Genomic DNA, 20,536 nt, shown 5'->3' with positions numbered 1-20,536 from the left:
GTGCAGGACGCCATTATCCGGCAATGACGGTTCAATGAGAACGCCCCGGCGGGTGAGGCCGGGGCGCTGGTTTTACTTGATGCGCTGACCCGGCTTGGCGCCGCTGTCAGGGCTGAGCAGGTAGATTTCTTCGCCGCCAGGACCGGCGGCCATGACCATGCCCTCGGAAACGCCGAAGCGCATTTTCCGCGGCTTCAGGTTGGCGATCATCATGGTCAGGCGACCTTCGAGCTTGGCCGGGTCCGGGTACGCCGACTTGATGCCGGAGAACACGTTGCGTTGCTCGTCACCGATATCCAGGGTCAGGCGCAGCAGCTTGTCGGCACCCTCGACGGCTTCGGCCTTGAGGATCAGAGCAACGCGCAGGTCTACCGCGGCAAAGGCATCGAACTCGATCTCGGGAGAGAGTGGGTCCTTGGCCAGCTCACCGTTGCCGACAGGTGCCGACGTGGCCTGGCTGGCGGCCAGGTCTTCCTTGGAGGCTTCAACCATGGCTTCGACCTTGACCGGGTCGATCCGGGTCATGAGCGCCTTGAACGGGTTCAGCTTGTGGTTTTCCAGGCGGGTCAGGTGGTCGTTCCAGGTCAGCGGCGTGACGTTCAGGAAGGCTTCGGCCTCGGCGGTCAGTACCGGCAGCACCGGCTTGAGGAAGATCACCAGTTGGCGGAACAGGTTGATGCCCTGGGCGCAGACCGCCTGGACTTCATCCTGCTTGCCTTCCTGCTTGGCCAGGGCCCATGGCGCCTTGTCGGCGATCCAGGCGTTGGCGCGGTCCGCGAGACCCATGATTTCGCGCATGGCACGGGAGAAATCGCGTGCCTCATAGGCTTCGGCGATGCTCGGCGCGGCGGTGAGGAAGGCTTCGGTCAGTTCCGGGGCGGCATCGCCCGCGACCATCACGCCGTCGTTGCCTTTGTGGATGAAGCCGGCGCAGCGGCTGGCGATGTTGACCACCTTGCCCACCAGGTCGGAGTTGACCTTCTGCACGAAGTCTTCGAGGTTCAGGTCCAGGTCATCGACGCCGCGGCCCAGCTTGGACGCATAGTAGTAGCGCAGGTATTCCGGCGACAGGTGATCCAGGTAGGTGCGGGCCTTGATGAAGGTGCCACGGGATTTGGACATCTTCTGGCCGTTGACGGTCAGGTAGCCGTGCACGTTGATCGCGGTCGGCTTGCGGTAGCCGGCGCCCTGCAGCATGGCGGGCCAGAACAGGGCGTGGAAGTTGACGATGTCCTTGCCGATGAAGTGGTACAGCTCGGCCTTGGAATCCTTGTTCCAGAAGGCGTCGAAGTCCAGTTCGGGGCGGCGGGCGCAGAGGTTCTTGAAGCTGGCCATGTAGCCGATCGGCGCGTCCAGCCAGACGTAGAAGTATTTGCCCGGCTCGTCCGGAATCTCGAAGCCGAAGTACGGCGCGTCACGGGAGATATCCCACTCCTGCAGGCCGGAATCCAGCCATTCGGCCAGCTTGTTGGCCACGGCGTCCTGCAGGGTGCCGCTGCGGGTCCACTCCTGGAGCATGGCCTGGAAGTCCGGCAGCTTGAAGAAGAAGTGCTGGGAGTCCTTGAGCACCGGAGTGGCGCCGGAGATGGCCGACTTGGGGTTCTTCAGCTCGGTGGGCGCGTAGGTGGCGCCGCACTTCTCGCAGTTGTCGCCGTACTGGTCTTCCGCCGCGCATTTCGGGCAGGTGCCCTTGATGAAGCGGTCGGCCAGGAACATTTTCTTGTCCGGGTCGAAGTACTGGGTCACCGAACGGGTGGCGATATGGCCAGCGTCGCGCAGTGCCAGGTAGATGTGGCTGGACAGCTCACGGTTCTCTTCGGCGTGGGTGGAGTGGAAGTTGTCGAAGTCGACGAGGAAGTCGGCGAAGTCGCCGGCATGTTCCTTCTGGACGCCGTCGATCAACTGTTCCGGGGTAATGCCTTCTTTTTCCGCGCGCAGCATGATCGCCGAGCCGTGAGCGTCGTCGGCGCATACATAGATGCACTGGTTGCCACGGTGTTTCTGGAAGCGCACCCACATGTCGGTCTGGACGTACTCAAGCATGTGGCCAAGGTGGATGGAACCGTTGGCATAGGGCAGGGCACTGGTGACAAGGATCTGGCGTGGCTCGGACATGGGGGCTCGGCTACTTTATTCGGCTAAACAGGAGGAAAACGTGATCGGCCACTATAAAGCGCCGGGAAATTTATTTCACCCTGTGGACGTCCCGACGGTGGCTCGCGGGTTAGCATAGCGGCCTGTTTTACTCAGCCTTTTTATCGGGAGTCTCCATGAGCGCCGTCACTCGCGCAGCGGTTGAAGCCGTCCTTCGTCAATACACCGACCCTTACCTGAACCAGGATCCCGTCAGCGCCGGCAGCGTCCGCGCCATCGAGATTCAGGACGGCCGCGTCAACGTGCAGATGCAACTGGGCTATGCCGCTGGCCTGTTCAAGAACGGCTGGGCCCAGGTGCTGCAGACCGCGCTCGAAGGCCTGGACGGTGTGAGCGCGGCGAAGGTGAGCATCGATTGCGTGATCGAGCCGCACAAGGCCCAGGCACAGATTCCGGGGCTGGCCAACGTCAAGAACATCATCGCCGTGGCCTCGGGCAAGGGCGGTGTCGGCAAGTCCACCACCGCCGCCAACCTTGCGCTGGCACTGGCCCGTGAAGGCGCCCGGGTGGGCATTCTCGACGCGGACATCTATGGCCCGAGCCAGGGTGTGATGTTCGGCATTGCCGAAGGCACGCGGCCGCAGGTCAAGGACCAGAAGTGGTTCGTGCCGTTGCAGGCCCATGGTGTCGAGGTCATGTCGATGGCCTTCCTGACCGACGACAACACGCCGATGGTGTGGCGCGGTCCGATGGTGTCCGGAGCGCTGCTGCAATTGGTGACCCAGACCGCCTGGGATAACCTCGACTACCTGGTGATCGACATGCCGCCGGGCACTGGCGACATCCAGTTGACCCTGGCGCAGAAGGTGCCGGTCGCTGGTTCCGTGATTGTCACCACGCCGCAGGACCTGGCCTTGCTCGATGCGAAGAAAGGCGTGGAAATGTTCCGCAAGGTCAACATTCCAGTGCTGGGTGTGGTGGAAAACATGGCCGTGCACATCTGCTCGAACTGTGGTCACGCCGAGCACCTGTTTGGCGAAGGTGGTGGCGAGAAGCTGGCGGCGCAGTACGGTGTTGAACTGCTGGCTTCGCTGCCGCTGTCGATGCTGATCCGCGAGCAGGCCGATAACGGCAAGCCTACCGCGATCGCCGAGCCGGAAAGCCAGATTGCCATGGTCTATCAGGAACTGGCCCGCTCGGTGGGTGCGCGCCTGGTATTGCAGGAAGCGGCGGCCCCGGCGATGCCGAATATCACTGTCAGCGACGACTGAGTGTGAGCCCGGCCTGCTGCGCTGTTGCGCGGCGGGCCTGCAAGAACCTATCGCCCATAAAAAAACCCCGCTCGAGAGCGGGGTTTTTTCAAGCGATGAAGCAGAAGTTAGATAACTTCAACTTCTTCAGCTTGCATGCCTTTCTGACCGCGGGTAGCGATGAAAGAGACCTGTTGGCCTTCTTTCAGGCTCTTGAAGCCGTCAGCCTTGATGGCTTTGAAGTGTACGAACAGGTCGTCACCGGATTGTGGGGTGATGAAGCCGAAGCCTTTTTCATCGTTGAACCACTTAACGGTACCGGTTTGGCGATTGGACATGGTCTGTCTCCTTGGACAAAAGTTTTCCGGCTCAGGAACGCCCTGGCCGAGACTGAGTGCAAAAAGACAGAAAATTCATGGATGGTTGATCGAGATCTTGCATCGAGTAGAGATTCTCAGTGACAGCGTGCAGCACAGTGTCGGCACCTTACCGGTTTTTCTTCGAGGTGCCAATGGTCTTACGCGGCTTTTGCACAATTCATGACTGACGGCGCCGTTTGCGGGCTGTAGCCATTCGCCACTAATGGATCGACGGCCGGATGCAGGCTAATTCTTTGAAGCGGGCGCTCGTCCCGGTAAGATGCCGCTCACCTTTTTCACCACGCTACTTCAGGACACCCCGCCATGAGCATCAAATCGGACAAGTGGATTCGCCGCATGGCGCAGGAACACGGCATGATCGAGCCGTTCGTCGAGCGCCAGGTGCGTAATGACGGCAACGACAAGCTGATCTCCTTCGGTGTCTCCAGCTACGGCTACGACGTGCGCTGCGCCGATGAATTCAAGGTGTTCACCAACATCAATTCGGCCACCGTCGATCCGAAGAACTTCGACGCCGGCAGCTTCGTCGACGTCAAGAGCGACGTCTGCATCATCCCGCCGAACTCTTTCGCGCTGGCCCGCACCGTCGAGTACTTCCGCATTCCGCGCAACGTGCTGACCATCTGCCTGGGCAAGAGCACCTACGCCCGTTGCGGCATCATCGTCAACGTCACGCCGCTGGAACCGGAATGGGAAGGCCATGTGACCCTGGAATTCTCCAACACCACCACGCTGCCGGCGAAGATTTACGCCAACGAAGGCGTGGCGCAAATGCTGTTCCTGGAGTCCGACGAGGAATGTGAAGTCTCCTACAAGGACCGTGGCGGCAAATACCAAGGCCAGCGCGGCGTCACCCTGCCGCGTACCTGAACCGACGAACTGGTGGGAATTCCCCCGCCTTGTGGCACTCCAAGAAGATGAACCGTCCCGGCGCGCACGACGTGCGCCGGACCTCGTCAGGAGCAGCCAATGAAACTCGATCCCGCAATCAGCGCCAAGCTGGCCGTGCTGCAGCCCAACCACATCGGGCTGCCGGTATGGTCGCTGCTGGCCCATCCGCATCCGGCGATGCACGCTGGCGGTGTCCCCGGCCAGCCCGACCCGGATACCCCGCAACCGCCGCAACCCGGTGAAAATCCACCGATGGAACCCGGCGAACCCACCCTTCCCGATGAACCGCCGCCCGCTCCGGTAGCCTGATTCAGCGCGCCAGCGGCCAGACCCTGCCGGCGCCCGCCAGGAATATCCTGGCCGGTGCGGCCGGGGTCACTCGCCAACCGCCGGTAAATTCGCCGAACGCCGGCAGCAGGCTGACGTGCTCGTCGATCACGAAGCACGGTAGGCGCAGACGTTGGCGTGCCTTGCCGTGCAACACGCAGACCGGGTGCACATGCCCGCACAGCACCGGGTGGGTCGGGTGAGCCACGGGGTCGTGCTGCAAGGCGAAGGGCTCCAGCAACCAGGGTTCGTCCAGCATCTCGATGCCCAGACTGTGGGGCGGATCTCCGGCATGCCGGTCGTGATTGCCGCGAATCAGGCGGATCTGCAATGCCGGGTGGCGTTCACGCCAGGCCTGCAATAGCGCCAGGGTGGCTGGCGCGCGCCCTTGGCGGGCATGGATGAAATCCCCCAGCACCACCAGTTGCTCGCTCGGATAGCTTTCCAGCAGGGCGTCCAGCCGCTGCAAGGTTGCGGCGGTGGTGCCACGCGGCACTGGCTGATGCTGGGCGCGGTAGCTGGCGGCCTTGCCGATATGCACGTCGGCCAGCAGCAGCGCCTTGCGTGCAGGCCAATACAGCGCGCGATCGGCGAGCAGCCACAGGCGCTCGCCGCACAGCTCGATTTCACAGTGCTCGTGCATTCCGGCGCCCCCCGTCTGCAGCTTTTTCCAGGTCGGCGACCATCCGTGCGATACGGTCGGCGAGCTTTTCCGTGCTCATGGTTTCGCGCATGCCCTCGACCACCAGCGCGAAGGCCAACGGCCCCGGCCGATGCAGTTCGTGAAGGTCCAGGCGCTGGCTGCTCATCTTCAGCAACTGGCGATGCAGCCGCTCGATTTCCAGTTCCTCGCGCAACACTTCATCCCGTGCCTGGCCCAGCAGCAGGTTGTCGGCGTCGTGGCGCCGGAAAACTTCGAAAAACAGCCCGCTGGAGGCCTGGATCTGCCGGGTGCTTTTCTGCGCGGCAGGGTAGCCGCCGAACACCAGCCCGGAAATCTGCGCGATCTCGCGAAATCGCCGCTGGGCCATTTCCCCGGCGTTGAGGCTGGCGAGCACATCTTCGAGCAGGTTGTCGGCGCTCAACGCTGCCGGCAGGACACTGGCCCAGTCCACGGCGGTCGGGCTCAGCAGTTCGAAGCCATAGTCGTTGACCGCGATGGACACACTCAGCGGCTGCTCGCGACTCGCCCGCCAGGCGATCAGGCTGGCCAGCCCGAGGTTGGCCATGCGCCCGGCGAAGGGGTAGAGAAACAGGTGCCAGCCCTGCCGCGAGAGCCAGGTTTCCGCGAGTAGGCTGTGTTGCGTCGGCAGCGCCGACCAAGCGGCCTGCAACTCCAGCAGCGGGCGCACGGCCTGCATTTCCGCGCCGCTGAATAGCCCCTTGGCAGCGGCATCGAACTGCTCCACCACGGCGTCGGCCAGTTCGCTGGAAAGCGGCATGCGTCCGCCATTCCAGCGCGCCAGTGCGGCCTTGCGCGCGGTGCTGCGCCGCACATAGGCGGTCATGTTCTCGACCCGCACCAGCTCCAGCACCCGCCCGGCGAAGACGAAGGCGTCGTTGGGCCGCAGACGGGCGATAAAGGCTTCTTCGACGCTGCCGAGGTTCGTGCCGCCGCCGCCCTTGCTCCAGAACTTTAACTGGATGCTTGCGTCGCTGACGATGGTGCCGATGCCCATGCGATGCCGTCGCGCCAAGCGCTCGCTGGCGACCCGCCAGATACCGTCGGCATGGGCCTCGACCCGCTGGTAATCCGGATAGGCGCTGAGGGAGTTGCCGCCATGCCGGACGAAATCCAGCGCCCATTGCCACTGGCAGTCGCGCAGGTCGCGAAAGGCGAAGGTGGTGCGAACCTCCTTGAGCAGTTCCAGCGGCCTGAAGCCCGCGCCCAGCGCCATGCTCACCAGATGCTGTACCAGCACGTCCAGGCACAGTCGAGGTGATTGCCGCGCCTCGATATGCCCGGCCGCCAGGGCCTGGCGCGCGGCGGCGGCTTCCACCAGTTCCAGGCTGTGGGTCGGCACCAGGGTGATGCGCGACGCCCGCCCCGGCGCGTGCCCCGAGCGACCGGCGCGCTGCATCAGCCGCGCCACGCCTTTGGCCGAGCCAATCTGCAGGACCCGCTCCACCGGCAGGAAATCCACGCCGAGGTCCAGGCTCGAGGTGCACACCACCGCCTTCAACCCGCCTTCCTTGAGATTGCGCTCGACCCATTCGCGGGTGCCGCGGGCCAGTGAGGCGTGGTGCAGGGCGATCAGTCCGGCCCACTGCGGACGGGCTTCCAGCAGCGCCTGATACCAGCGTTCGGCCTGGGCGCGGGTGTTGGTGAAGACCAGGCAACTGTGGCAGTCGTCGATCTCCCGACAGACCGGCTCGACCAGATTCAGGCCCATATGCCCGGCCCAGGGAAAGCGCTCGATGGTGGCGGGCAGCAGACTGTCCACCAGCAGGCGTTTGTCCTGGCGACCTTCGATCAGCCGGCCATTTTCCGGCACCAGCACGTCAAGGGCGTGGGGAAGATTACCGAGGGTCGCCGACAACCCCCACACCACCAACTGCGGATGCCAGCGGCGCAGGCGCGCGAGGGCCAGTTGCAGTTGCACGCCGCGCTTGTTGCCGAGCAATTCGTGCCACTCGTCGACCACCACCATGCGCAGGCTGGCGAAGTCGTCTTCGGCCTGGGCGCGGGTCAGCAACAGGGTCAGGCTTTCCGGGGTGGTGATCAGCGCGCTGGGCAGGCGTCGGGCCTGGCGGGCGCGTTCGGCGCTGCTGGTGTCGCCGCTGCGCACGCCGACGCTCCACGGCAGTTCCAGCTCGTCCAGTGGTGCCTGCAGGGCGCGGGCGGTATCGGCGGCGAGGGCGCGCATCGGCGTGATCCACAGTACCTGCAAGGGCGCAGGCTGGGGACGCTTGGCGTTGATGACGGGTTTGCCAGCGAAGGCGCGCAAGGCGGCCAGCCACACCGCGTAGGTCTTGCCCGCGCCGGTGCTGGCGTGCAGCAAGCCGGATTCGCCGCGGCCTACCGCCGCCCAGACCTGCCGCTGAAAGGCGAACGGCGTCCAGCCGCGGGCGGCGAACCAGGCATCGGCGAGGTTGGGGCTGACTGGCATGGGCGCGTCCGGCTCGATGAGGGCTGTGTCTTCACAGACCATCGGCCGGACGCATTGGTTTTATTTCAGATTGCCCCGCAGGAATTGCTGCAGCCGCTCGCTCTTCGGCTGGCCGAGCACGTCGGCCGGCGTGCCCTGTTCTTCCACCAGTCCCTGGTGGAGGAACATCACCTGGCTGGAGACCTGGCGGGCGAAGGCCATTTCGTGGGTGACCATGATCATGGTCCGGCCTTCTTCGGCCAGGCCCTGGATCACCCGCAGCACTTCGCCCACCAGTTCCGGGTCGAGGGCCGAGGTCGGTTCGTCGAACAGCAGCACCTCTGGTTCCATCGCCAACGCGCGGGCGATGGCTACCCGTTGCTGCTGGCCACCGGAGAGAAACGCCGGGTACTGGTTGGCGACCCGTGGCGCCAGGCCGACCTTGTCCAGGTAGCGGCGCGCGCGTTCTTCGGCCTCGTGCTTGCTCACCCCCAGCACGCGGCGTGGCGCCATGCAGATGTTCTCCAGCACGCTGAGGTGGCTCCACAGGTTGAAGTGCTGGAAAACCATGGCCAGCCGCGTGCGCAGACGCTGCAGCTCATCGGCGTCGGCGACATGCAGGCCATGGCGGTCATGGACCATGCGGATATCCTTGCCGTCCAGGGTCATGCGCCCGTCATCGGGTTGTTCGAGGAAGTTGATGCAGCGCAGGAAGGTGCTTTTGCCCGAGCCGCTGGCGCCGATCAGGCTGATGACGTCGCCAGTGTTCGCCTTGAGCGAGACACCCTTGAGCACCTTGTGATCGCCGTAGCTCTTGTGAAGGTCTTCGATGGTCAGTTTGTACACGCACAAGCCCTCATGGCGACAGCAGATAACCGCTTCGGTAGGCCTCGCGGCCGGCGACGTGGGCGATGACCATCCCGGCGGTGGCCATGCGCCGCAGCGAACGGGCGTAGACCAGGCCCGGCTGGACGTTATGCACCGGGGTCACGCGGTCGCTGAGCGGGTCGATGACCTCGGCCACCAGTTGCCCGGCTTCCAGGTACTGACCGGGGCTGACATGAAACACCAGCAGCCCGCCCAGCGGCGTGGCGACCGGCTCGACGCCGGCCAGCGGCGTGGCCGGATACAGCAGCGGCGGCAACGGCGCGGGTTCGCCGTCGATGGCGCCGAAGTGGGTCAGGTAATCGAGAATGGCCTGGCAGTCGGCCTGGGCCAGCGGATGGCTGACGTCACCCTGGCCGCGCAGCTCGACGGTGACCGAGAAGCTGCCCATCGGAATCGGGAAATGCTTGCCGAACCGCTGCTGCAATTGCCACCAGACCAGGGTGAAGCACTCGTCGAACGACTGCCCGCCGGAGTCGGTGGCCAGCAGGCTGGCCTGCACCCCGAGGTAGCGCGACAGCGGCTCGACCTGCGCCCAGGCTTCCGGCGTGGTGTAGAGGTGTTTCACGGCTTCGAAGTCGCAATGCAGGTCCAGCACCATGTCGGCATCGCAGGCCAGCCGTTGCAGGGTCAGGCGCTGGGACTGCAGCGGCGTGTGCGCCGGGTGCCCGGCCAGGGCGCGGCGCAGGCTCTCGCGGATCAGCTCGACGTTGTGCTGCGGGTCCTGGTTCAGGTGGCCTTCGATCTGGTCGCCGACCAGGTCGGACAGGTCGACGAAGCGCCGGTTGAAGTTCTCGCCGCTCTGCAACTCGTAGCGGCCCAGCGGCACGTCCATCAACACCTGCTCAAGGCCCACCGGGTTGGCCACCGGCACCAGAACGACTTCCTGGCGCAGGCGTCCCTGGCTTTCCAGTTCGGCGAGGCGTTGCTTGAGGTGCCAGGCCACCAGCATGCCGGGCAGTTCGTCGGCGTGCAGCGAGGCCTGGATATAGATCTTGCCGCCGGCCCGCGGGCCGAAGTGGAAACTGTGGATCTGGCGGGAAATGCCGGGGACCGGGGCCAGAAGGTCGTGGGTCTTGTGGTGCATGAAAAGTCCTAGTGAGCGGGGCCGAGGAAGGCCAGCCAACGCCGTTCGGCGAGGCGGAACAGACCGACCAGGGCGAAGGTGACGCACAGATAGATGATTGCCGCGGTGCCGAACGACTGGAACGTCAGGAAGGTGGCCGAGTTGGCATCCCGGGCCACCTTGAGGATATCGGGCACGGTGGCGGTAAAGGCCACGGTGGTCGAGTGCAGCATCAGGATCACCTCATTGCTGTAGAACGGCAGCGAGCGCCGCAATGCGGACGGCATGATGATGTAAGCATAGAGTTTCCAGCCTTGCAGGCCGTAGGCGCGGGCGGCCTCGATTTCGCCGTGGTTCATCCCGCGGATCGCCCCGGCGAAGATTTCCGTGGTGTAGGCGCAGGTGTTGAGGGCGAAGGCGAGGATGGTGCAGTTCATCGCGTCGCGGAAAAACGCATCCAGCAGCGGCTGTTCGCGCACCGCAGCGAGGCTGTAGATGCCGGTGTAGCAAATCAGCAACTGGATATACAGCGGCGTGCCACGGAACAGATAAGTGTAGAACTGCACCGGCCAGCGTACCCAGAAACGCCGCGAAACCCGGGCGATCGACAGTGGGATGGAAACGAGGAAGCCGATAGCCAGCGAGGCGCTCAGCAGCCACATGGTCATGGCCAGGCCGGTGATGTGGGTGCCGTCGGTGTAGAGGAAGGCGCGCCAGTATTCCTGTAGCAGTTCGATCATCGCAGTGCCTCCCGGGTGCCGACGTTATAGCGCCGTTCCAGCCAGCGCAGGGCGATGTTCGAGGCACTGGTGATCAACAGGTAGATGAGCGCCGCCACGATCAGGAAAAAGAACAGTTGATAGGTGCTTTTGCCGGCGTCCTGGGCGGCCTTGACCAGGTCGGCGAGGCCGATGATCGACACCAGCGCGGTGGCCTTGAGCATCACCATCCAGTTGTTGCCGATGCCCGGCAGGGCGAAGCGCATCATTTGCGGGAAGACCACGAAGCGAAAGCGTTGCATGCGCTTGAGCCCGTAGGCCGTGGCCGCTTCGACCTGGCCGCGGGGCACGGCGAGGATCGCGCCACGGAAGGTCTCGGTGAAATAGGCGCCGTAGATGAAGCCCAGGGTGATGACCCCGGCAGCGAACGGGTCGATCTCGATGTATTCCCATTCCAGGTAGTCGGTGAGGCTGGTGAGCCAGGTTTGCAGGCTGTAGAAAATCAGCAGCATCAGCACCAGGTCAGGCACGCCGCGGATCAGCGTGGTGTAGAGCTGGGCGGGGAGGCGCAGCATGCGCAGTGCCGAGAGCTTGGCGCTGGCGCCCAGCAATCCCAGGCCGACGGCGACCAGCAGCGACATGAAAGACAGTTTCAGGGTCATCCAGGTGCCCTGCCACAACAGTGGGCCGAAGCCCTTCAGGCTGAACGCCGAAAGCCCGAGCAGCGCAAGCAGATCGTCGAACATGAAGCGAACCCTTGGGGTGAAAAAAAGATGCCCATCCGTGGGATGGGCACCGGTTGGCGGTTATTTGCCGCTGTAGAGGTTCAGTTCACCGAAGTGCTTCTTCTGGATCTCGGCGTAGGTGCCGTCGGCGTGTAACGCTTTGATACCTTTGTTCAAGAGGTCCTGCAGGTCTTTGTTACCTTTGCGGATACCGACTGCGGTTTTCGATGGCAGCAGTTCGCTGTCCACCGGCTGGCTCACCTCATAGTTGGCCCCTTGCGGCGACTTCAGGAAGCCCAGTTCGGCTTGCAGCATGTCCTGGATAGACGCATCCAGACGGCCCGAAATCAGGTCGGCATAGACCTGGTCCTGGTTCTGGTAGGCCTGGGTCTTGACCCCGGCCTTGTCCAGCACGGCCTTGGCGTAGGCTTCCTGAATGGTGCCTTGCTCGTAGCCGACGGTCTTGCCCTTGAGCGAAGCGATATCGGCACTCAGGCCCGCGCCTTTCTTGAAGACGAAGGAGGTAGGGCCGGAAAACAGCTCCTCGGAGAAGTCGATGACCTTCTGTCGCGCTGGCGTCACGGTCATGGACGAAATCACACCATCGAACTTGTTGGCCTTGAGGCCCGGGATCATCCCGTCGAAATCGCTTTCCACCCACTTGCAGGTGACTTTCAGCTCCTTGCAGATCGCGTTGCCCAGGTCGATATCGAAGCCCACCAGCGAACCATCGGCGGCTTTGGACTCGAACGGCGCATAAGAAGGATCGACGCCAAAACGCAGCTCCTTGTACTCCTTGGCCAGGGCGTTGCCGGCAGCCAGACACAGAGCAACAGCGGAAAGCGTCAGCCATGCTTTTTTCATCGTGTAGTCCTTGAGAAGCGGCGAAATATTGGGGTGGCCGTGCACCGTTACCGGTCGCGGCCCGACATCACAGTGATAGCAAGTTCCGCACCACTGTAAAGGTGACGCGGTTTTGTCCCGTGTTCAGGCCCTCTTCAGCGATGGTGGGCCGCCTCGCAGGAGTGCATGCTGCGTTGCAGCGCGCCCTGTGCCGGTGCGTGTGCGGGCTGTTTGGCTCAAGAACTGAAACATTTCGATATCGGCGCATTCATTGCCAGTGGTTGCGAGTCTGCTAGGTTCGCTCGCTTGGCGCGTGTTTGTGGGAATCAAGCCAGCAGTAGCGTCAGTCTTTTCAAGTTGCCGAACCCGTTTCAAGGAGAAACGCCGGATGCAAGATGCCGTCAGCCCGCTGTCCGCGATCATCAGGGATCGTTCGAAAGGGCTCGCCCTGCTGGTGATCATGCTGCCCGTCCTGTTGGTGACTATCGATAACACCATCCTCAACTTTGCCTTGCCGCATATCGCTGCGGGATTGAGCCCTTCGGCTGCCGAACAGCTATGGATGATCGACGCCTATTCTCTGGTGCTTGCGGGCCTGCTGGTGACCATGGGCAGTACCGGTGACCGCCTGGGCCATCGACGCATGTTGCTGCTGGGGTGCGCGGGGTTCGCTGCCGTGTCGCTGCTGGTCGCGCTGTCGCAAGAGGCCTGGCAACTGATCGGCGGCCGGGCCTTGCTGGGTGTGTTCGGCACGATGATCCTGCCCTCGACCCTGGCGCTGATCCGCAGCGCGTTCGAAGACCGTGAAGAACGGCGTGTGGCAGTGGCCGTGTGGGCGACCTGCCTGACCTTTGGCTCGGCACTGGGGCCGCTGTTTGGCGGCGTGCTGTTGGAGTTTTTCGACTGGCCCGTGGTGTTTCTGGTCGCGCTGCCGTTCCTGCTGCCGGTGTTGGTGCTGGCGCCTTCCCTCCGCGAAACGGCACTGCAACCGGGGCAGCGCGCCGATATTCCGAGCATCGTCCTGAGCCTTGGCGCCATGACCGGCGTCATGCTCGGACTCAAGCATGGCGCTACCACCGGGCTGGACAGTCAGGCGTTGTTGTTCCTGTGCGCCGGTGTCGCTGTTGGTGTGCTGTTCGTTCGCCGCCAGTTGCGGGTCGCGCAGCCGTTGCTGGATTTGCGCCTGTTTCGCTTGCCGGCGTTCAGCGTTTCGATCGCGGTCAACCTGGTCAGCCTCGGCTTGCTGATTGGCTTCATTTTCTTCGCCACTCAGTTGCTGCAACTGGTCTTCGGCCTGTCGCCCTTGCTCGCCAGCCTCATTCTGGTGCCGGGGCAGGTGCTCGGCATCGCGGCTGGTCTGTCCATCGTTCCGGTGGCGCGCAAGGTCGCCCCTAATCGGGTGATCGCGGGCTGCCTGCTGCTGGGTGCGGCGGCGTTCGCCGTGATGGCGCTGCTGCACGCCAGCGTTGTCAGCGTTTGTGTCGCTTTTGTTTTGCTCAATGTCAGCGTGGCGGCGATTACCACCGTGTCCAACGACCTGGTGCTGTCCACGGTGCCAGCGGCGAGCGCCGGGAGTGCGTCATCGGTCAGCGAGACCGCCTACGAAGTCGGCGTGGTGCTGGGCACCACCCTGATCGGTGGCGCGGTGGCGGCGCTGTATCGCTTGTCGCTGGTGCTGCCGCCCGGGCTGTCGGAGGATGCGAGCAAGGCCGCCGACACACTGGGTGGCGCCCATGCCGTTGGCCATGCGGGGACGTTCGACGGGGCCTCGGCATTGCTGCACGCGGTGGATCTGGCGTTTCGCGCAGGCGTGGAGCAGACCAGCGCAGTGGTGGCGGTTGTTGCGGCGCTATTCGCATGGGTAGCGCTGCGCGGGCTTCGCGGGGTCAGCGCTAGCTGAGCAACGCCTGCAACGTCGCCAGGTCATCCGCTTCTTCCACCGGTTTGTCCTGGCGCCAGCGGGACATGCGCGGGAAGCGCACGGCGATGCCGCTTTTGTGGCGGCGGGACAGGGCGATGCCTTCGAAGGCCAGTTCGAAGACCTGGGTCGGGGTGACGCTACGTACCGGGCCGAAGGTCTCGATCGTGGTCTTGCGAATGATGGCGTCGACGCTGCGCATCTCGGCGTCGCTGAGCCCGGAATAGGCTTTGGCGAACGGCACCAGAGTGCGTTCCGGCGTGCCGGGCGGGGCGTCCCAGACGGCGAAGGTGTAGTCGCTGTAGAGACTGGCGCGGCGGCCGTGGCCGCGCTGGGCATAGATCAGCACGGCGTCGACGGTGAAGGGGTCGATCTTCCATTTCCACCACACGCCCATGTCCTTGGTCCGGCCCACGCCGTAGAGGGCGTCGCGGGCCTTGAGCATCAGCCCTTCGACGCCAAGGCTGCGGGAGTTCTCGCGCTGGCGGGCGAGGTCGGCCCAGTCGCTGGCGGCGAGCACGGGCGACAGTTGCAGCACCGCGTCCTGGCACTGGCCGACCACGCTTTCCAGTTGCCGCCTGCGTTCGTGCTGCGGACGGCTGCGCCAGTCTTCGCCCTGCCATTCCAGCAGGTCGTAGGCGAGCAGGGCCACCGGGGCATCGGCCAAAAGCTTCTTGCCGAGGGTCTTGCGGCCGATCCGTTGCTGCAACAGGGCGAAGGGCTGGACGGCGATGGCGTCTGTCTCGGGATCGGGTTTCCAGACCACGATTTCGCCGTCGAGCACCGTGCCGTCGGGCAGGCTCACGGTCAACGCGTGCAGCTCGGGAAAACGCTCGGTGACCAGGTCTTCGCCCCGCGACCAGATCCACAACTGGCCGTCGCGTTTAACCAGTTGCGCGCGGATGCCGTCCCATTTCCACTCCGCCTGCCAGTCGCTGACGGGGCCGAGCAATGCGTCGAACTGCTCGACCGGCTGTTGCAGGGCGTGGGCGAGGAAGAAGGGATAAGGCTGGCCGCCGCGTTGGGCGTGCTCGTCGGCGGACGCCTCGGCGACCAGCGCATGGTAGCTGTCCGCGGTAGGCCGGTGGCTGAGGTCGGTGTAGCCGACCAGGCGCTGGGCTACCTGCTTGGCGTCAAGGCCGGCCAGTTGCGCGAGGGCGCGGGTGACCAGCAGCTTCGACACCCCGACACGGAAACTGCCGGTGATCAGTTTCAGGCAGACCAGCAGGCTGTTGCGGTCCAGTTGCGCCCAGAGTTGCGGCAGGCGCTGCGCCAGGGTTTCGGCTGGCAGGCCGCGCAGCGGCAGCAGCTCGTTTTCGACCCAGTGCGCCAGGCCCGCGTCGCTGCTGTGTTCAGCCTCCGGCAACAGCAGGGAGAAGGTTTCGGCCAGATCGCCCACCGCCTGATAGCTTTCCTCGAACAGCCATTCCGGCAGCGCCGCCAGGCGGGTAGCGATGTCGCGCAAAAGGCGAGTGGGCACCAATTGTCGGGGACGACCGCCGGAGAGAAAGTACACCGCCCAGGCGGCGTCCCGCGCTGGCGCCTGGCTGAAGTAGTCCTGCAGGGCTTGCAGCTTGGCGTTGCTGGAGGTGGTGGCGTCCAGACGCAGGTACAGCTCGGCGAAGGCTTTCATCCCTCGGCCTGCGCTGCGGTCGGTGCGTCGTCTTCGTCGCCGTATTCGGTGACGAAGGGACGGGCGTCGAGTCCCTGCTCGGTGAGATAGCGCACCAGCACATTGACCGAGCCGTGGGTGACCATTACCCGTTGCGCGCCCGTTTCGGCGATGGCCCAGAGCAGGCCCGGCCAGTCGGCGTGGTCGGACAGCACGAAGCCGCGATCGACCCCACGCCGCCGCCGCGTGCCGCGCAGGCGCATCCAGCCGCTGGCGAAGGCATCGCTGTAATCGCCGAAACGGCGCATCCAGGTGCTGCCGCCGGCCGAGGGCGGGGCGATGATCAGGGCCTGGCGCAGGAGGGGATCGTTGCGTGGAATGTCGCCAGCGTATTGCGTCAATGGCAGCGCGATGCCGGCCTCGCGGTAGACCCGGTTGAGCGGTTCGACCGAACCGTGGGCGAGGATCGGCCCGAGGCTGGCGTCGATACCGTGGAGGATGCGCTGGGCCTTGCCGAAGGCGTAGCAGAACAAAACACTGGCTTTGCCGCGGGTCTGGTTGGCGCGCCACCAGTCGTTGATTTCACTGAACACCTCGGCTTGCGGCTGCCAGCGGTAGATCGGCAGGCCGAAGGTGGATTCGGTGATGAAGGTGTGGCAGCGCACTGGCTCGAAGGGCGCGCAGGTGCCATCGGCCTCGACCTTGTAGTCCCCCGAGGCGACCCAGATTTCGCCCTGGTATTCCAGGCGCACCTGGGCCGAGCCGAGCACATGGCCGGCGGGATGGAAACTCAGGGTGACGCCGTGGTGCGACAGGCGTTCGTGGTAGGGCAGGGTTTGCAGATTGATGTCGGCGCCGAGGCGGGCGCGCAGGATCCCGGCGCCGGGGGCTGCGCACAGGTAATGGCGATTGCCGGTGCGGGCATGGTCGCCGTGGCCATGGGTGATGACCGCCCGTTCCACCGGGCGCCAGGGATCGATATAGAAATCACCGGGCGGGCAGTAGAGGCCTTCGGGGCGGGCGATGACAAGGTCCATGGCAGGGCTGCTGGTGGAGGGCTTGTATCGGTAGAGCGGTTACGGGTTGGGGAAGTTCGGTGTTTTTGAGGGCCTCATCGCCGGCAAGCCGGCTCCCACAGGTTTTGCACAAATCTTGAGATGTGTGTGAACCCTGTGGGAGCTGGCTTGCCAGCGATGTGAGGCCCTAAAGATCGCTAAATTACTTCCCCGGCACCAAGGTCAGGCGCTTGCTGCCATACGCCCGCTCATAGTTCTGCGTTTGCAGCGGCACGCTCTGGTACTGCCCGCGGAACCACGCATCCAGGCCATTGGCGAACTGCGGGCTGGCCGGGTTGCCGGACTGGCCGCTGCTGGTGAGCAACTGCAGTGGCTCGACCTGGCCAAAGTCCACCACCATGCGCACTGCCGGGCCGAGGCTGGCCTTGAAGTCCTGGCCCCAGGCATAGGTCGACGGGTTCAGGGTGCTGTGGTCGCCGCCCACCGCTTGCGCACGTCGGCTGAGGTTGTCGCCCAGGCCATGCAGGTTGGCCGTCGGCCATTGGTACTGGTGCAGCTTGCCCCACTGCCAGGTCTTGCGGTCGGCGCCGAGTTGCTGTTCACCGGCACTGATCGCCGCAGCCAGGCTGCGGGCGAGAATGGTCGGTTTGTCTTCTTTCGCCGGGGTCGTGCGGTCATCCCAGAACGGGCTGTCGTCGCGACCCAGCAGGTGGTCGGCCTGGGCCGAGTAGGACAGCCGCGCATTGGCGACGAACGCCTGCCACGCCGGGCTCGACTCCGGACCCAGTTCATCGAGGAAGGTCAGCCGCGTGCTTTCCTGGAGGAACAGTTCGTACACCGCGGCATCGGCGGAGGTCTGGCTCAGGCGGCCGTCGAAGGCCATCAGACGGGTGTAGGCCTCGCGGGCACGGGCCTTCTGCTCGGCCGGCAGGCTGTCGATGGCCTTTTTCAGCGGCTGGGCCATGCCCGGCGCTTCAAACATGGCCTTGAGTTTGTTGGCGAACAGGGTGGTCTGGTCGTTCTGCATGGCGATCAGGCTGCGGCTGTCGTGCTTGCCGTTGCCGGCCAGTTGCGCAAGGCGTTCGGCACGCTCCGGGTACGACCAACTGTTGGACAACTGCATGCCGTAGCCGCGCGGTGCGCTGCGCTGGTTGGCGTTGCCGAGCCAGCCTTGCGGCGGGTCCTGGTCGTAGGGATGGAGCATGGCGTCGGCGTAGCCGTCCCAGTCGTAGCGGCTGTCCCAGCCCGGCGAGGGCAGCAGGCCCTGGCCTTCGCGGCGGTTGGGGTAGCGGCCGGTGACTTGCCAGCCAATGTTGCTGGCATCGGCGAAGACCATGTTCAGCGCTGCCGCACCAATCTCGCGGCTGGCGTCGAAGGCGCGCTCGACATTCTGGGCCCGCGACAGGTCGAAGAACGCGTCGAGGCTCTTGTCACCCTTGAGGTCGGGCATGCGCAGCGCCAGGCCGAGGCCGCCCTTGTCGCCGGTGAGCAGGGCGCCGTGGCCAGTTTCGTAGATGACTTCGCGCTGCGGGCGCTGGCCCTTGACGAAGAAGGTTTCGTTGCGCGCCCGCGCCGGTTGCCAGCGCCCGTCCACTTCGTAGAGCAACTGGCTGCCCTGGCGCCGCAGTTTTTCCAGGTACAGGTCCTGGTTGTCGCCCATGGCCGCGCTGCCGCTCCAGGCCAGCTTGCCGTTGAAACCGGCGAGCACGAAAGGCAGACCGGGCAGGGTGAAGCCGGCGGCCTGGTATTTGCTGGTGCGGATCTGCACCGGGCTCAGCACCCAGCCGCCCTGGCTGTCGCTGGCGAGCAGGCTGCGGCCGCTGCGGCTGCGCTGCGGGCCGAGGGCCCAGTTGGCCGAGTTGGCATTGCCGAGCACGTTGAACGCGGCGAGTTGCGCGCTGACCGCCGCCACCGGCGCCAGGCCGGTCAACTGGCTGGCGAGGTTCAGACCCTTGAGCTTGTCGGCCTCGGCTTCCGGCAGCGGTTCGTCCGGGTAGTTGGGCAGCAGCCAGGCCAGTTTGTCGGCGCCGACTTTCTGCGCCAGAGTCAGGGCAGCGAGCTCTTCCTGCAGGTTCACCGATTGGCTGAAGCTATAGAGGGCGAAGACCAGCGCCGAGTCCTCGGCTTTCCAGTACTCCGGACGGTAGCCCGCCAGCGGCGACGGCAGTTTTTCGCGGTAGCGGAACAGGTAGGCGTTGACGCCGCGGGCATAGACCTCGAAGAAGCGCTTGAGACGCGGCGAGGCGTCGGCATAGAGCTGGGTCGCGCTCTGGCGCAGGTTGGTGGCGCGCATGAAGCGGTCGACGTCCAGCGCCTCGGCGCCAGCCATCTCCGACAGCCGACCCTGGGCCAGCAGGCGCATGCCGAGCATCTGGCCGATGCGGTCGGAGGCGTGCACGTAGCCGAGGCTGAACAGGGCGTCATGGAAGGAGCTGCTTTCGATCAGCGGCATGCCCTGGGCATTGCGCCGTACCGAAACGTTCTGCGCCAGGCCCTTGAGCGGCTCGACCCCGACGGTCGGTGGCACGCTGTCGCGAACGTTGCCCATCTGGCAACCACCCAGGCTGAGCAGCCCGAGTGCGGCCGCGGCGACGCCGAACCGAAGACGTGAAAGGGGAAAGGCTGGCGAGGCCATGGCAAAGCTCCTGCAAGGGGGTGGCGGCTGAAAGGCGCTACGTTAGTGAGCGCGATGGCCCCATGCAAGCGGGGGCGCGGGCTTTATTTGCAAAGCGCCGCGCCGGTGACGCGGGCTTATGGCTGCGGCGGGTTGATCTTTTCCACCAGGGCATAGGCGCGCTGGGTGGCGGGACGGGCCTGAATGCGCTCGAACCAGCCTTTAAGGGCCGGGAAGTCGTCGATATTCTGCTCCTGCCATTTGTGCGGAACGATCCACGGGTAGATCGCCATGTCGGCAATGCTGTACGCCTCGCCGGCGACGAACGGTCGGTCTTCCAGGCGCTTGTTCAGCACCCCGTAGAGGCGTTTGGTCTCGTCGACGTAGCGTTTGATGGCGTACGGGATCTTTTCCGGTGCAAAGCGATTGAAATGGTGATTCTGCCCGGCCATCGGGCCGAGGCCGCCCATTTGCCAGAACAGCCATTGCAGGGCTTCCTGGCGACCGCGAAGGTCTTGCGGAATGAATTGGCCGGTTTTTTCGGCGAGGTAAAGCAGGATGGCCCCGGATTCGAACAGCGACAGTGGCTGGCCGTCGGCGGTGTCGTTGTCGACGATGGCCGGAATGCGGTTGTTGGGGGCAATTTTCAGAAAGTCGGCGGCGAATTGCTCGCCTTTGCCGATGTTGATCGGGTGGATCCGGTACGGAAGGCCGGTCTCCTCAAGAAACAGGCTGATCTTGTGGCCGTTGGGGGTGGTCCAGTAGTACAGATCGATCATGAGGCGCTCCATCAGGAAACGGCAGCATGGCGCATGCTGCCGTCGTTCTGCCGCGCCAGGGCGCAGCGGTCGGCGTTATGGATATCACAAAGCGCGACCGCTGTTACAGGAAGTCACACTCAGGCGCCGTGGCACTTCTTGAATTTTTTCTCGCTGCCGCAGGGGCAAGGGTCGTTGCGGCCGACATCTTTCAACGTGTTGCGCACCGGCTCCTGGGGCGCGTGGTTGCAGTGCGGACCGTGCACATGGCCGTGGTCGTGATCGTGGTGATGGTCATGATCGTGATTGCAATCAGGGCCGTGAACGTGAGGTTGCTGGGTCATCTGGG

General features: G+C 64.6%; 18 protein-coding genes. 4 read left to right on the top strand and 14 right to left on the bottom strand.

Annotation, left to right across the window (positions count from 1 at the left end; translation table 11 throughout):
• Positions 1-72: 72 nt before the first annotated feature.
• Positions 73-2,115 (bottom strand): methionine--tRNA ligase, encoded by a 2,043-nt coding sequence (gene metG, locus DM374_RS22300; protein WP_110971843.1) that lies wholly within the window; start codon positions 2,113-2,115, stop codon positions 73-75.
• A 155-nt stretch (positions 2,116-2,270) separates the two neighbouring features.
• Here metG and apbC point away from each other — a divergent pair, with 155 nt between their 5' ends.
• Positions 2,271-3,365 (top strand): iron-sulfur cluster carrier protein ApbC, encoded by a 1,095-nt coding sequence (apbC, locus tag DM374_RS22295; RefSeq protein WP_110971842.1) that lies wholly within the window; start codon positions 2,271-2,273, stop codon positions 3,363-3,365.
• A gap of 107 nt (positions 3,366-3,472) precedes the next feature.
• On the opposite strand, the gene DM374_RS22290 is transcribed toward apbC, so the two are convergent.
• The gene (locus DM374_RS22290) at positions 3,473-3,682 is read right to left on the bottom strand and encodes a cold-shock protein (protein ID WP_028943495.1); all 210 of its coding nucleotides are present in this window, start codon (positions 3,680-3,682) and stop codon (positions 3,473-3,475) included.
• 345 nt (positions 3,683-4,027) lie between these two features.
• Between DM374_RS22290 and dcd the strand changes: the two genes are divergently transcribed.
• Positions 4,028-4,594, top strand: a complete 567-nt coding sequence (gene dcd / locus DM374_RS22285) for a dCTP deaminase (RefSeq protein ID WP_042122772.1) — start codon at positions 4,028-4,030, stop codon at positions 4,592-4,594.
• 99 nt (positions 4,595-4,693) lie between these two features.
• Complete coding sequence (locus DM374_RS22280) at positions 4,694-4,924, top strand: hypothetical protein (protein ID WP_095154905.1); 231 nt, start codon at positions 4,694-4,696, stop codon at positions 4,922-4,924.
• Between the two features lies 1 nt (position 4,925).
• Here the strand turns inward: DM374_RS22280 and pdeM are convergent, their stop codons facing one another.
• Genes pdeM through DM374_RS22245 form a run of 7 tightly spaced genes read right to left on the bottom strand, consistent with a single transcriptional unit; the run spans position 4,926 to position 12,290 of the window.
• Positions 4,926-5,585 carry a ligase-associated DNA damage response endonuclease PdeM gene (gene pdeM / locus DM374_RS22275; RefSeq protein ID WP_110971841.1) on the bottom strand — a complete coding sequence of 220 codons (660 nt, stop codon included), beginning with the start codon at positions 5,583-5,585 and terminating at the stop codon, positions 4,926-4,928.
• Positions 5,569-8,052, bottom strand: coding sequence for a ligase-associated DNA damage response DEXH box helicase (locus tag DM374_RS22270; protein ID WP_110971864.1), 2,484 nt, complete (start codon positions 8,050-8,052; stop codon positions 5,569-5,571). The genes pdeM and DM374_RS22270 overlap by 17 nt, the downstream gene beginning before the upstream one ends.
• A 60-nt stretch (positions 8,053-8,112) precedes the next feature.
• Positions 8,113-8,877: an ABC transporter ATP-binding protein gene (locus DM374_RS22265; RefSeq protein ID WP_110971840.1), complete on the bottom strand. Its 765-nt coding sequence runs from the start codon at positions 8,875-8,877 to the stop codon at positions 8,113-8,115.
• Positions 8,878-8,887: 10 nt separating this feature from the next.
• Positions 8,888-10,003, bottom strand: coding sequence for a succinylglutamate desuccinylase/aspartoacylase family protein (locus DM374_RS22260; protein WP_110971839.1), 1,116 nt, complete (start codon positions 10,001-10,003; stop codon positions 8,888-8,890).
• Positions 10,004-10,011: 8 nt separating this feature from the next.
• Complete coding sequence (locus DM374_RS22255; RefSeq protein WP_095154909.1) at positions 10,012-10,722, bottom strand: ABC transporter permease; 711 nt, start codon at positions 10,720-10,722, stop codon at positions 10,012-10,014.
• Positions 10,719-11,447 (bottom strand): ABC transporter permease, encoded by a 729-nt coding sequence (locus DM374_RS22250; RefSeq protein ID WP_095154910.1) that lies wholly within the window; start codon positions 11,445-11,447, stop codon positions 10,719-10,721. The genes DM374_RS22255 and DM374_RS22250 overlap by 4 nt, the downstream gene beginning before the upstream one ends.
• A gap of 60 nt (positions 11,448-11,507) precedes the next feature.
• Positions 11,508-12,290 carry a transporter substrate-binding domain-containing protein gene (locus DM374_RS22245; protein WP_110971838.1) on the bottom strand — a complete coding sequence of 261 codons (783 nt, stop codon included), beginning with the start codon at positions 12,288-12,290 and terminating at the stop codon, positions 11,508-11,510.
• A 256-nt stretch (positions 12,291-12,546) separates the two neighbouring features.
• On the opposite strand from DM374_RS22245, the gene DM374_RS22240 reads away from it, so the two are divergent.
• Positions 12,547-14,169: an MFS transporter gene (locus DM374_RS22240; RefSeq protein ID WP_404821366.1), complete on the top strand. Its 1,623-nt coding sequence runs from the start codon at positions 12,547-12,549 to the stop codon at positions 14,167-14,169.
• On the opposite strand, the gene DM374_RS22235 is transcribed toward DM374_RS22240, so the two are convergent.
• From DM374_RS22235 to DM374_RS22215, 5 genes are all read right to left on the bottom strand, one after another.
• The gene (locus DM374_RS22235) at positions 14,162-15,820 is read right to left on the bottom strand and encodes an ATP-dependent DNA ligase (protein WP_110971836.1); all 1,659 of its coding nucleotides are present in this window, start codon (positions 15,818-15,820) and stop codon (positions 14,162-14,164) included. The genes DM374_RS22240 and DM374_RS22235 overlap by 8 nt on opposite strands.
• Positions 15,817-16,836, bottom strand: a complete 1,020-nt coding sequence (locus DM374_RS22230) for a ligase-associated DNA damage response exonuclease (RefSeq protein WP_110971835.1) — start codon at positions 16,834-16,836, stop codon at positions 15,817-15,819. Before DM374_RS22230 ends, DM374_RS22235 begins: the two co-directional genes overlap by 4 nt.
• Before the next feature lie 181 nt (positions 16,837-17,017).
• The gene (locus DM374_RS22225; RefSeq protein WP_110971834.1) at positions 17,018-19,450 is read right to left on the bottom strand and encodes a penicillin acylase family protein; all 2,433 of its coding nucleotides are present in this window, start codon (positions 19,448-19,450) and stop codon (positions 17,018-17,020) included.
• Positions 19,451-19,566: 116 nt separating this feature from the next.
• On the bottom strand, positions 19,567-20,208 hold the full coding sequence (locus DM374_RS22220) for a glutathione binding-like protein (RefSeq protein WP_110971833.1): 642 nt from the start codon (positions 20,206-20,208) through the stop codon (positions 19,567-19,569).
• Between the two features lie 119 nt (positions 20,209-20,327).
• The gene (locus DM374_RS22215) at positions 20,328-20,531 is read right to left on the bottom strand and encodes an SEC-C metal-binding domain-containing protein (protein WP_095154922.1); all 204 of its coding nucleotides are present in this window, start codon (positions 20,529-20,531) and stop codon (positions 20,328-20,330) included.
• Positions 20,532-20,536 lie beyond the last annotated feature (5 nt).

The organism is Pseudomonas huaxiensis (genome assembly GCF_003231275.1).
GTDB lineage: Bacteria > Pseudomonadota > Gammaproteobacteria > Pseudomonadales > Pseudomonadaceae > Aquipseudomonas > Aquipseudomonas huaxiensis.
Note: the sequence above shows the minus strand (reverse complement) of the source record. Positions and strands in the feature narration are given on the sequence as shown.

Excerpts from the sequence above, each read along its gene's own strand:
- dcd (WP_042122772.1), top strand. The coding sequence starts at position 4,028 with ATGAGCATCAAATCGGACAAGTGGATTCGCCGCATGGCGCAGGAACAC.
- DM374_RS22290 (WP_028943495.1), bottom strand. The coding sequence starts at position 3,682 with ATGTCCAATCGCCAAACCGGTACCGTTAAGTGGTTCAACGATGAAAAA.
- apbC (WP_110971842.1), top strand. The coding sequence starts at position 2,271 with ATGAGCGCCGTCACTCGCGCAGCGGTTGAAGCCGTCCTTCGTCAATAC.
- DM374_RS22280 (WP_095154905.1), top strand. The coding sequence starts at position 4,694 with ATGAAACTCGATCCCGCAATCAGCGCCAAGCTGGCCGTGCTGCAGCCC.
- DM374_RS22270 (WP_110971864.1), bottom strand. The coding sequence starts at position 8,052 with ATGCCAGTCAGCCCCAACCTCGCCGATGCCTGGTTCGCCGCCCGCGGC.
- DM374_RS22250 (WP_095154910.1), bottom strand. The coding sequence starts at position 11,447 with ATGTTCGACGATCTGCTTGCGCTGCTCGGGCTTTCGGCGTTCAGCCTG.
- DM374_RS22220 (WP_110971833.1), bottom strand. The coding sequence starts at position 20,208 with ATGATCGATCTGTACTACTGGACCACCCCCAACGGCCACAAGATCAGC.
- DM374_RS22245 (WP_110971838.1), bottom strand. The coding sequence starts at position 12,290 with ATGAAAAAAGCATGGCTGACGCTTTCCGCTGTTGCTCTGTGTCTGGCT.
- DM374_RS22255 (WP_095154909.1), bottom strand. The coding sequence starts at position 10,722 with ATGATCGAACTGCTACAGGAATACTGGCGCGCCTTCCTCTACACCGAC.
- DM374_RS22235 (WP_110971836.1), bottom strand. The coding sequence starts at position 15,820 with ATGAAAGCCTTCGCCGAGCTGTACCTGCGTCTGGACGCCACCACCTCC.
- DM374_RS22230 (WP_110971835.1), bottom strand. The coding sequence starts at position 16,836 with ATGGACCTTGTCATCGCCCGCCCCGAAGGCCTCTACTGCCCGCCCGGT.
- DM374_RS22260 (WP_110971839.1), bottom strand. The coding sequence starts at position 10,003 with ATGCACCACAAGACCCACGACCTTCTGGCCCCGGTCCCCGGCATTTCC.
- DM374_RS22225 (WP_110971834.1), bottom strand. The coding sequence starts at position 19,450 with ATGGCCTCGCCAGCCTTTCCCCTTTCACGTCTTCGGTTCGGCGTCGCC.
- metG (WP_110971843.1), bottom strand. The coding sequence starts at position 2,115 with ATGTCCGAGCCACGCCAGATCCTTGTCACCAGTGCCCTGCCCTATGCC.
- DM374_RS22215 (WP_095154922.1), bottom strand. The coding sequence starts at position 20,531 with ATGACCCAGCAACCTCACGTTCACGGCCCTGATTGCAATCACGATCAT.
- pdeM (WP_110971841.1), bottom strand. The coding sequence starts at position 5,585 with ATGCACGAGCACTGTGAAATCGAGCTGTGCGGCGAGCGCCTGTGGCTG.